This is a genomic window from Mycobacterium sp. (assembly GCF_019243155.1).
Classification (GTDB): domain Bacteria; phylum Actinomycetota; class Actinomycetes; order Mycobacteriales; family Mycobacteriaceae; genus Mycobacterium.
This window is the reverse complement of record NZ_JAFAUS010000119.1, coordinates 1-11,271: the sequence shown is the minus strand read 5'-3', so window position 1 is coordinate 11,271 and position 11,271 is coordinate 1. Positions and strand designations below refer to the sequence as shown.

4 protein-coding genes are annotated in these 11,271 nt (G+C 64.6%); 2 read left to right on the top strand and 2 right to left on the bottom strand.

Features of this window, described 5'->3' with window-relative positions:
- Together JOZ00_RS05960 and JOZ00_RS05955 are read right to left on the bottom strand one after the other, a co-directional pair.
- Positions 1–2,625: RND family transporter (locus JOZ00_RS05960; protein ID WP_293341114.1), on the bottom strand; the 2,625-nt coding region annotated here is incomplete at its 3' end.
- On the bottom strand, positions 2,622–3,041 hold the full coding sequence (locus JOZ00_RS05955; protein WP_293341111.1) for an MmpS family protein: 420 nt from the start codon (positions 3,039–3,041) through the stop codon (positions 2,622–2,624). The genes JOZ00_RS05955 and JOZ00_RS05960, both read right to left, overlap by 4 nt.
- Positions 3,042–4,131: 1,090 nt before the next feature.
- On the opposite strand from JOZ00_RS05955, the gene JOZ00_RS05950 reads away from it, so the two are divergent.
- Entirely contained in the window at positions 4,132–4,362 is a 231-nt protein-coding gene (locus JOZ00_RS05950) for an MbtH family protein (protein WP_293341108.1), read from the top strand.
- Between the two features lie 73 nt (positions 4,363–4,435).
- Positions 4,436–11,271, top strand: a 6,836-nt coding sequence (locus JOZ00_RS05945) for a non-ribosomal peptide synthetase (RefSeq protein ID WP_293341105.1), incomplete at its 3' end; no start/stop codon positions are given.

The window sequence follows — 11,271 nt, the reverse complement described above, 5'->3', positions numbered from 1 at the left end:
GGTGCCGCCCATCGCGCGGATGATGCCCGTCTTGATGCCGGCGCCCAATTCCTCTTTCATCCGGGAGACCAGCAGCAAGTTGTAGTCAGATCCCACGGCCAACAGCACGATCACCGACGTGGAAAGCACCGTCCAGTGCATCTGGATGCCGAGAAGGTATTGCCAGACGAATACGGACAGACCGAAGGACGCACCCAGTGACAGCAACACCGTACCGACGATGACCATGGCGGCGATGAAGCTGCGCGTCATCATCAGCATGATGATGAAAATCAGACAGATCGCAGCCACACCCGCTATCAGTAGGTCGAATTTGGAGCCGTCGACCAGGTCTTTGGTGATGGCCGCCGTTCCGGTCAGGTAGACCTTGGAATTCTCCAGCGGAGTCCCCTTGAGCGACTCCTCGGCTGCCGTCTTGATCGCATCGACCCTGGTGAGTCCCTCGGGTGTGGCGGGATCGCCTCGTTGGGTGATCAGCATCCGGAAGTCCTTGCCATCCGGAGACATGAACACCTTCTCGACCCGCTTGAAGGAGTCGGAGCCGTTGATAATGCCCGGCGGCAGGTAGAACGAGTCGTCGTTCTTGGATTGGTCGAACGCCTGGCCCATTGCGGCCGGATCCTTGGCGTTCGCATCCATCTGGCCCATGACACCGGACATGGTGCTGTGCATGGTCAGCATCATGCTTCGCATGCTCTGCATGGTCTCGATCATCTGGGGGAGCTGCATGAGGATCTGCGGCATGATCAGGTCGATCTGGTCGAGGTCGCCCACCAGGTCCTTCAACTTGTCGTTGATCAGGTCCACGCCGTCGATGGAATCGAAGATGGATCGCAGCGACCAGCAGATGGGAATGTCATAGCAGTGCTTTTCCCAGTAGAAGTAGCTGCGTATCGGCCGCCAGAAGTCCTCGAAATCCGAGATGTGATCGCGTAGCTCTTCGGTGATCGCCTGCATCTCGTGCGTCGTGCCGACCATCTGGTGAGTCGTGTTGACGAGCTCCGTCATCAGGCTCTGCATGTGCTGCATGATCGCGATCGTCTTCGACAGCTCGTCGGCCTGCTTGAGCATGTCGTCCATGCGGTCTTTCTGGAACGCCATGTTCTGCATCTGGGTCGACTGGCCCATGCTCAATATCCACGGAATCGTGGTGTGCTGCAGCGGCGTTCCCTCCGGACGCGTCACGGTCTGCACCGTGGAAATACCGGGAACGGCGAGAACGCCCTTGGCGAGTTTGTTGATCACCAACATGTCGGCCGGATTGCGCAGATCGTGATCGGTCTCGACCAGCAAAATCTCGGGCATTGCCATTCGGGAACCCGGGAAATGTCGTCCGGCGGCCGCATAGCCCACGTTGGCGGGAATGTTGCTGGGAATGAATTTCTGGTCGTCGTAGCTCGGTTTGTAATTCGGCAACGTCAGAAGCCCGATCAGCGCAACCGCCAGAGTCGCAATGAGAATGGGTGCGGGCCACCGCACGATCGCGGTGCCGATCCGGCGCCACCTGCGGGCCGTGACCACCCGTCTCGGCTCGAACAGGCCGAAACGGCTCCCGACGACAAGAAGGGCGGGGCCCAGCGTCAGCGCGACGAGAACCGCTACCAATATGCCTACGGCGCAAGGGATGCCGAGCGGCTGGAAATAAGGCAGCCGGGTGAAGCTGAGGCAGAAAACCGCCCCGGCAATCGTCAAGCCGGATGCCAGGACAACCTTGGCGACTCCGCTGAAGGTGGTGTAGAAGGCCTGTTCTCGATCTTCGCCGGCCTGTCGTGCCTCTTGATATCGCCCGACCCAGAATATGCCGTAGTCAGTTCCGGTTGCGATGACTGCGGCCACCAGTAGGTTGACCGCAAAAGTTGTCAGGCCGACGAGATGCAGATTGCCCATGAGCGCGACGACTCCACGCGCTATTTGCAATTCCAAACCGACGATCAGCAACAAGATAATGACGGTAAAAATGGAGCGGTATACGAGCAGCAACGTAATGAAAATGACCGCCATACTCACCAAGGTGACTAGTGCGACGGTCTTTGCGCCGGCGGTGTTCATATCCGCGATGATGGGTGCGGGGCCGGTGACGTAAATCTTCAGCCCGGGCGGTGGCGCGGCTTCATCGACGATTTTTCGGACCGCCGCGACAGATTCGTCGCCCGCGCTCGAGCCTGGCTGGCCAGAGAGGTTCACCTGCACATACGCGGCCTTACCGTCCTGGCTTTGCGCAGCGCCCCGGGTTAGCGGATCCCCCCAGAAGTTCTGGATGTGCTGGACATGTTTGGTGTCGTCCTGCATCAGGTGGATCAACCGGTCGTAATACTTGTGTGCGTCGTCGCCGAGAGGATCTTGGCCCTCCAGCACGATCATCGCCAGCGCACCGGAATTGGTTTCCTTGAAGTCGCTACCCAGGCGTTCCATCGCCTTGAACGACGGGGCGCCGATAGGAGCCAGTGCTACCGCGTTGTCCTTCTCGACCTTCTCCAACGGGGGAACGCCGACGGTCAGGATGACCGCGACAGCCAACCATCCCAAGATGATCGGCAGGGACAACGCATGGACCAGCCGCGCCGCGCGTGATCGCGGGGCGGGTTCGGTGTCTATGCGTTCGGTTTCCAGGTTCTGGTTACTCATGTAGCCGTCAGCACGCAGTAGGTGAACGCGTTCAATTCGTGGGAGACCTTCTCGGACTTGACTACACCATCCACGACGATGCGGCAACCGAGGCTGTCGCTATTGCCCTGCGCCACAACGTTTCCCACGATAGACGGCAGTGTTGTCGAGATGTCGAAGGACCACGGTAATTCAACTCCGTTGATGTGCTTCGGCTCGCCATTGGCGTCGAAATAGCTGATGTCTGCCATGGCTCCGGGAGGTCCGAAGACCTCGTACTTGACGTGCTTGGGGTTAAAAGGCTTGGTGTCTTGCTGCCTGGTATCGGCGTATGAGGGGCGGTGCTCGGAGCCGAACATTCCGTGCAACCTCGCCACGGACACGCCCCCGGCCACGATCACCGCCACGATTACCAGGGGGATCCACAGTCGCCCCAAGAATCGGAAAATCGCAGCTCCCGGGTTTCGACGGCGTGGTTCGGGTCCCGCCGGACCCTGTGGTACGAGCGAACGCCGGCGACCGCGCCGGAAGAGGCCCCGGCGGCGCCCGGCGCGTTGGCCATCGTCTTGGCGATCCGTCCCGGAGACGTCGGGCCAGGTTCGGACATCGGGTTCAGCCACGGCACCTCTTTCCACTTCCACCCGCTTTCAGGCCCGGCGTCAGTTTCGCCTCTGGAACATGCATCTCGTACTTACACATCGGCAACATGCGACTCGTAGTTACACATTGGCCGCGCCACACGAGAGGCCGGCAACTCGAGCGAGGTGAGCTACGCAGGCTAGCCGTGCGGCGAACACTTCGTACGAGCGGCGCCTCGGGAGCGCGACCAGATCTTGATGAGTAAACCATGGCGATGGTCTCGATATCGGCGCTTTGACATCGCGATAGGGGATCGCAATGGAAACCCCGCGCTTACAGGGGGTTACCGATGCGTGCGGTTGGTTTGTTGGCTTCGTTTTCACTGAGTCCGCTCGCCTGTCGCAGGGTACCAGCCATCCACGCGCCCACAACGGGCCGGCGAACATCCCCCGACTTCCGCTGCCGCCGGCGGGCAGTTGGCCCGGCGGCGGCGAGTGGCCACTCAACCAACATAGCCGCCGCTGGTGGATGGCGCTTTGGCCGCGGGTGTCAGCCGACCGATTGGGTGCCTGCCCCCGGGGGTCGGCCAGCCTTTGTCTTTCCTTAATTCTTATCGTCCGATCGAGGGCCTCGCGTTGGGTACACTCAGTTGGGCGATGTCCACAGCGAGGTGGTCTTTGGCGGCTGCACAACAGGCGGCGAAAGCTTCCATCGCCTGCCAATAACACAGAGCCTGCCCAATGGCGAGATACCGTAATGTCAAATGCGTCCTTGCAGGTCACGGCGTTGAAAGTCGGCAGCCCAAACCGGTCCGGCGCTAGTGCCTCGACAGTATTGAGAGTTCGATAGATCCCGCCAGGAACTTTGTCCAAACGTCGGACGGGCGCTGTCCCCTCCAGTATGGTTTGGAACCGTTCCACTCATGTCGACTAGGCATCCTGGAGAATAGTGAGCATCAATCCATTCGATGACGACAACGGCAGCTTTTTCGTCTTGGTTAACGACGAGGAGCAGCACAGCCTCTGGCCGGCGTTCGCCGATGTTCCAGCAGGCTGGCGGGTGGTTTATGGCGAAGCTGACCGAGCCGCCTGCCTGGAATACATCGAACAGAACTGGACCGACATCCGGCCGAAAACTTTGCGCGACAGGCTGGCGACGGGGCGAGGTTTTGACGAGTAACCAACCGGAGGCGGGGTTTTGACGAGTAACCAGCCGGGGTATGGGGCGGATGGGTGGAGCTTTGGGGGAGTAGATGGAGGAGCGTGAGGACCCGGCCCTGCCGCTGACGCGGGGTCAGCTTGATATATGGCTTTCCGAGGAAACCGGCTACGCGGGTACGGAGTGGCAGCTCGGCCTGTTGGTGAAGATTGCCGGCAACGTCGACCACGATGCTCTCGAGAAGGCGATTTGTCAGGCTGTGGGGGAGGCTGAATCGGGTCGGGTCTCGTTTTTCGAGGTCGACGGCCAGGTCGTCCAGAAGCCGATCCACTACCCCCACGTCGAGCTCGCTTTTCACGACTTGTCCAGCTCGCCCCACCCGGTGCACGAAGTTCGTGGGATGGCGAAATCCATTCAGCGAACGCCGATGGCGCTGAATGGGCAACTCTTCAAATTCGTGCTGTTTCAGACCGGAGTTGAAGAATTCTATTTATTCGGTTGCTGCCACCACATAGCCATTGATGGTTTGGGGATGGCCCTGGTATGCCGCCGGGTGGCGACCATTTATTCCGCAATGGTGGCGGGGTCACCCATTCCCGACGCCTACTTCGGCTCGGCGCAGGATTTGGTTGACCTCGAGTCGGAATACGAGGCGTCGACCGATTATCAGGACGACAAGGCCTACTGGAGCAACAACCTTCCGCCGGAAAGCGGGCAAGACTTTCAGCTGCCCCAGACCACGGTCGACCGCGATCCGTACTCGCCGTCCGCGTCGGTCCAGCTGGACCCGCACGCCGTCGGGCAGATGCAAGCGCTGTCCAAGACGTTGCGCGTACGCCGTTACTCGGTGACCACCGCCGCGTGCGCCCTCTTGGTGCGTGGCTGGTCCGGAAGTGGTTCCGAAGTGGCACTGGACTTTCCGGTCAGCAGGCGGGTGCGTCCGGAGTCGAAGACGCTTCCCGGGATGCTCGCCGGAGTCGTGCCGCTCGTCTTGAACACCTCGCCGGAGACCACGGTCGCCGACTTCTGCCAGCACGTCGACAAGCAGATTCGAGAATTGCTGCAGCACCAGCGATTTCCGGTGCACATGCTCGATGGCGAAGGCGGCTTCCGCAGCCTGCGGCAGGCGGCGGGCCGCGTCGGTATCAACTTCATCCCGGGCCGGCTGACGCTGGACCTCGCCGGTTCCCCGGCAACCGCGTCCTACACCAACCACGGCCCGGTGGGCCACTTCGGCCTCTTCTTCCTCGGAGCCGGCAGCGAGTTGTTCCTCAGCACCGCCGGCCCCGGGCAGCCGTACTCGAACTTCGATGTCTCGTATCTGGCGGAGCGGTTGCAGCAGGTGATGCTCGCGATGACCGCCGATCCACAGCGTCCGCTGTCGTCGATCGGAATGCTCGGTGACGATGAGAATGCGCAGTTGGACGAATGGTCGAACCGAGCGGCGCTGACCCAGCCGGCGCCCCCGGCGGTGTCGATTCCCGAGGTGTTCGCCCAGCACGTGGAAAGCAGCCCCGATGCGTTGGCGGTGACCTTCGCGGGTCACACCATGACCTATCGGGAACTCGATGAGGCTGCGAATCGGTTGGCGCACTTGCTTTCCGGCCAGGGCGTCGGGCCGGGCGAATGCGTGGCACTGCTGTTTCCCCGGTGCGCCGACGCGATCGTGGCGATGCTCGCGGCACTCAAGACCGGAGCGGCTTACGTGCCCGTCGACCCCGCGCACTCATCGGCGCGGATGGAGTTCGTGCTTGCTGACGCCGCGCCGAGCGCGGTGATCACTACGGCGGACCTGCGTTCACGGCTGGACGGCTCGGGTTTGCCGGTCATTGACGTCCACGACCCCGCGGTCGATTCGCAGCCCAGCAGCGCGCTGCCGATGCCCGCGCCCGGGAACGTTGCCTACATCATCTACACGTCCGGGACCACCGGCAGGCCCAAAGGCGTTGCCATCGCTCACCACAACGTCGCCTGGCTGACCGACTCGCTCGACGAGCGCCTGCCCCAGGGGCGGGTGTGGACGCAGTGCCATTCCTCGTCTTTCGACTTCTCGGTGTGGGAGATCTGGGGTGCGTTGCTGCGGGGTCGCAGGCTGCTGATCGTCCCCGAGTCGGTCGCGGCCTCTCCGGAGGACTTGCACACTTTGCTGGTCGAGGAGAAGGTCAGCGTTCTTACCCAGACTCCATCCGCGGTGGCAATGCTGTCGGCGGAGGGTCTGGAGTCGACGGCGTTGGTGGTCGCCGGCGAGGCTTGCCCCACCGACGTGGTGGAGCGGTGGGCGGCGCCGGGGCGGGTGATGATCGATGCCTACGGTCCGACCGAGACCACGGTGTGTGCCTCGATCAGCACACCGCTGACGCCTGGGCCGGGCATGGTACCGATCGGGTCTCCGATACCGGGCGCGGCAATGTTCGTGCTGGACAAGTGGTTACAGCCGGTGCCGGTCGGTGTGGTCGGGGAGCTGTACCTGGCCGGCCGCGGCGTCGGACTTGGTTATGTGCGTCGCGCGGGCTTGACGGCCTCGCGGTTTGTGGCGTGCCCGTTCAGCGGCCCGGCGGCACGGATGTATCGCACCGGCGACCTGGTGTGCTGGGCCGCGGACGGGCAGCTGCGCTACCTGGGCCGCGCCGACGAGCAGGTCAAGATCCGCGGGTACCGGATCGAACTCGGCGAAGTCCAGGCCGTCATGGCCGGATTGGACGGGGTGGACCAGGCGGCGGTGATTGCCCGCGAGGACCGGCCCGGTGACAAGCGTCTGGTGGGCTACATCACCGGAACCGCCGACCCGGCCGAGATCCGCGCGGCGCTGACCGATCGGCTCCCGGCCTACATGGTTCCGACCGCGGTCGTTGTGCTGCAGGCGATTCCGTTGACCGCCAACGGCAAACTGGACAAGCGTGCACTGCCCGCGCCGGAATACACCGCCGGTGAATACCGTGCCCCGACCGATGCGGTCGAGGAGATTCTGGCTGACATCTACGCCCAGGTGCTCGGACTCGAGCGGGTCGGGGTTGATGACTCGTTCTTCGATATGGGCGGCGACAGCATCCTGTCGATGCAGGTGGTGGCTCGCGCCCGCGCGGCCGGGGTGATGTGCCGCCCGCGCGATGTCTTCGTCGAGCAGAGCGTGGCCCGGCTGGCGCGCGTCGCCACGGTGGCGCTCGACGGCGGGGCGGGCGCGGGTGACGAGGGCATCGGCCCGGTGGTGGCGACCCCGATCATGCGCTGGCTACAGGGCATGGCGGGGCCGATCGACGAGTTCAACCAGGCCATGGTCGTGGCGGCCCCGACCGGGGTGAGCGAGGCCGATGTGGTGGTCGTCCTGCAGGCCTTGCTAGATCGGCACGCCACGCTGCGGATGGTCGTCGACGACGACGGCGCGCAAGGCTGGTCGCTCCTGATCCCCGACGTCGGGTCGGTGCGGGCCGAGGACTGTTTGCAAGCGGTAGAGGCGTTGTCCGACGAGGCGCTGGTGCAGGCGCGGTCGCGGTTGAACCCCGCGGCGGGTCTGATGCTCAGCGCGTTGTGGTCCGGCTCGACGGGGCAGTTGGCGTTGATCATCCACCACCTGGCGGTGGACGGGGTGTCGTGGCGAATCCTGTTGGAAGACCTCAACATCGCGTGGGCCCAGCATCACAATGGGCAGCCGGTGGCATTGCCGACGGGCGGGACGTCGTTCGCGCGTTGGTCGGCGCTGCTGGACGAGCACGCCCGCAGCGCGGACGTGGTGGCCCAGGCCGACGCGTGGCGGCAGGTGGCGGCGACCCCGGCGTCGCTGCCGGCGGTGCAGCCCGCCGAGGACACCTACGAATCCGCCGGCCAGCTGTCGGCGTCGCTCGATGTCGAGACCACCCGCCGATTGCTGGGCGAGGTGCCGGCCGCGTTTCACGCCGGTGTCGGCGACATCCTGCTGATCGCATTCGGTTTGGCGTTCGCCGAATTCCTCGGCGGCGGCAGCGCGCCGATCGGGATCGATGTGGAGGGCCACGGCCGCGACGAGGAGCTGGGTCCCTATGTGGACCTGTCGCGCACGGTGGGCTGGTTCACCACTAAGTACCCGGTCGCGTTGACGGTCGGCGGGTTGTCCTGGGCTCAGGTGGCCGCCGGTGACGCCGAGTTGGGCGCCGTCATCAAGGGCGCCAAGGAACAGTTGCGCGCCTTGCCCGACGGCCTGACCTACGGCCTGCTGCGCTACCTCAACACCGAGACGGACCTGGGCGGGCCGGACCCGACGATCGGGTTCAACTACCTAGGCCGGCTGGGAGCGGGGGCCGACCTGCCCGGAGAACTCTGGCGCATCACCCAGGACAGCCTGTCGGTCGCCGGCGTGGCCACGGCTGTGCCGCTGCCGTTGGCGCACACGGTGGAACTCAACGCCGGCACCATGGACACCGACGCCGGTCCGCACCTGCAGGCCAACTGGACCTGGGGTCCCTCGGCGCTGAACCACGAGCAGGTCAGCCGGCTGAGCGAACTGTGGTTCGAGGCGTTGGCCGGGATCTGCGCCCACGTACGCGGCGGCGGCGGCGGCCTCACCCCGTCCGACATCGCTCCTGCCCAGCTCAGCCAGCAGCAGATCGACGAACTCCGCTCGCAGCGCGAGATCGTGGACGTGCTGCCACTGACCCCGGTGCAGCAGGGTCTGCTGTTCCACACCAGCTTCGCCCCGGACCTCGTCGACCTGTATGCGGTTCAGCTCGGCATCACCGTGAAAGGCGAGCTTGACGCGCAGCGGTTGCGTCAGGCGGTGCAGGCCGTGGTCAATCGGCATCCCAACCTGGTGGCCCGCTTCCACGAAGAGTTCGGCGAGCCGGTGCAGGTCCTGCCGGCCGATCCGGAGATGGCATGGCGGTTTGTCGAGCTGGACTCCGCCGACGGCGACGTCGATGAGCAGGTTGAGCGGCTGTGCGCGGACGAACGCGCCGCGGTCTGCGACCTGGCAGGCAAGCCGACGTTTCGGGCCGCTCTCATTCGCACCGCGGGCGACCAGTACCGGTTTGTGCTCACCATTCACCACATCGTCGTCGATGGATGGTCGCTGCCGGTCCTGCTGCAGGAGACGTTCGCCAGCTACTACGGCCAGCGGCTACCCGCGGCCTCGTCGTACCGCAGCTTCGTCACCTGGCTGGCCGATCAGGATCGCGGTGCCGCGCAAGCGACGTGGCGCGAGGTGTTGTCCGGTTTCGACACACCGACGCTGGTGGGCGCGCCCGGTGCACCCGGCCCGCGCGCCGTCGCGTCGTTCCAGCTGCCCGCGGAGACGACGCAGGCTTTGAGCGAGCTGGCCCGTGCGTGCCACACCACTGTGAGCACCGTGCTGCAGGGCGCCTGGGCGCAGCTGCTGATGTGGCTGACCGGCCAGCAGGACGTGGCGTTCGGAACCGCGGTCTCGGGCCGCCCGACCGAGCTGCCCGGCTCGGAATCGATTGTGGGCCTGCTGATCAACACCATCCCGGTGCGTGCCGACACCACCATCAGGACCACTGTCGCGGATCTGCTGGAGCAGTTGCAGCGCGTCCACAGCGACACGATCGAGCACGAGCACCTGGCGCTGGCCGAGATCCACCGCGTCACCGGTCACGACCAGTTGTTCGACACGCTTTTCCTGTACGAGAACTATCCGATCGACGCCGGCGCGCTGCTCGGCATCCAGGACCTGGCCGTCACCGACTTCAACAGCCGCGAGTACAACCACTACCCGTTGTCGGTCGTGGCGACGCCGGGCCACGAATTGGGGCTACGCGTCGAATTCGACACCGATGTGTTCACCGCGGAAACCGTCGACGCGCTGATCGAGCGGTTGCAGCAGGTGCTTTCGGCCATGATCGCCGATCCCGCCAGGCGGGTGTCGTCGATCGAGCTGCTCGACCAGGACGAGCGCGGCCGGCTCGACAAGTGGGGCAATCGCGCGGTGCTCACCGAGCTGGTGCCCAGTGTGGTGTCGATCCCGGAGCTGTTCGCGGCGCAGGTGACTCGCGCACCCGACGCGGTGGCGATCAGCGCGGACCGCTCGTGGACGTATCGCGAGGTTGAGGAGTCCGCCAACCGCTTGGCGCATCTGCTTGCCGATCACGGTGCGGGCCCGGGGGCGCGGGTGGGGCTGTTGCTTCCGCGTACACCCGAAGCGATCGTGGCGATCCTGGCGGTGCTCAAGACCGGTGCGGCGTATGTGCCCGTCGACCCGACCGTGCCGACAGCCCGCATGGAGTTCGTGCTGGGTGACTCCGCGCCGATCGCGGTGGTCACCACCGCCGAGGTGCGGTCCCGGCTGGACGGCATGGCGTTGCCGATCATCGACATCAACGACCCGGCGGTGAACACCCAGCCCGATACCGCGTTGCCGGCACCGGCCGCCGACAACATCGCTTACATCATCTACACCTCGGGGACCACCGGGACGCCCAAAGGTGTTGCGGTGCCGCACCGTAACGTCACGCAGCTGCTGGACTCGCTGGACGCCGAGCTGGCGCTGGGGCAGGTGTGGACGCAGTGCCATTCGCTGGCGTTCGACTTCTCGGTGTGGGAGGTGTTCGGTGCGCTGCTTTACGGCGGGCGTCTGGTGATGGTGCCCGATTCGGTGGTGCGTTCCCCGGAGGATTTGCATGCACTGCTGGTGCGTGAGCAGGTCAGTGTGCTGAGCCAGACGCCGTCGGCGTTTTATGCGCTGCAGACCGCTGATGGGCTCGCCCCGGAGCTGGGTCAGCAACTGAAGTTGCAGACGGTGGTGTTCGGCGGTGAGGCGCTTGAACCTCAGCGGTTGCAGACGTGGCTGAATCACCATCCGGGGTTGCCGCGGCTGATCAATATGTATGGCATTACCGAGACGACGGTGCACGCGTCGTTTCGGGAGATCGTCGACGGCGATGTCGACAGCAACGCCAGCCCGATCGGGGTGCCGCTGGCACACCTTGCGTTCTTTGTGCTCGATGG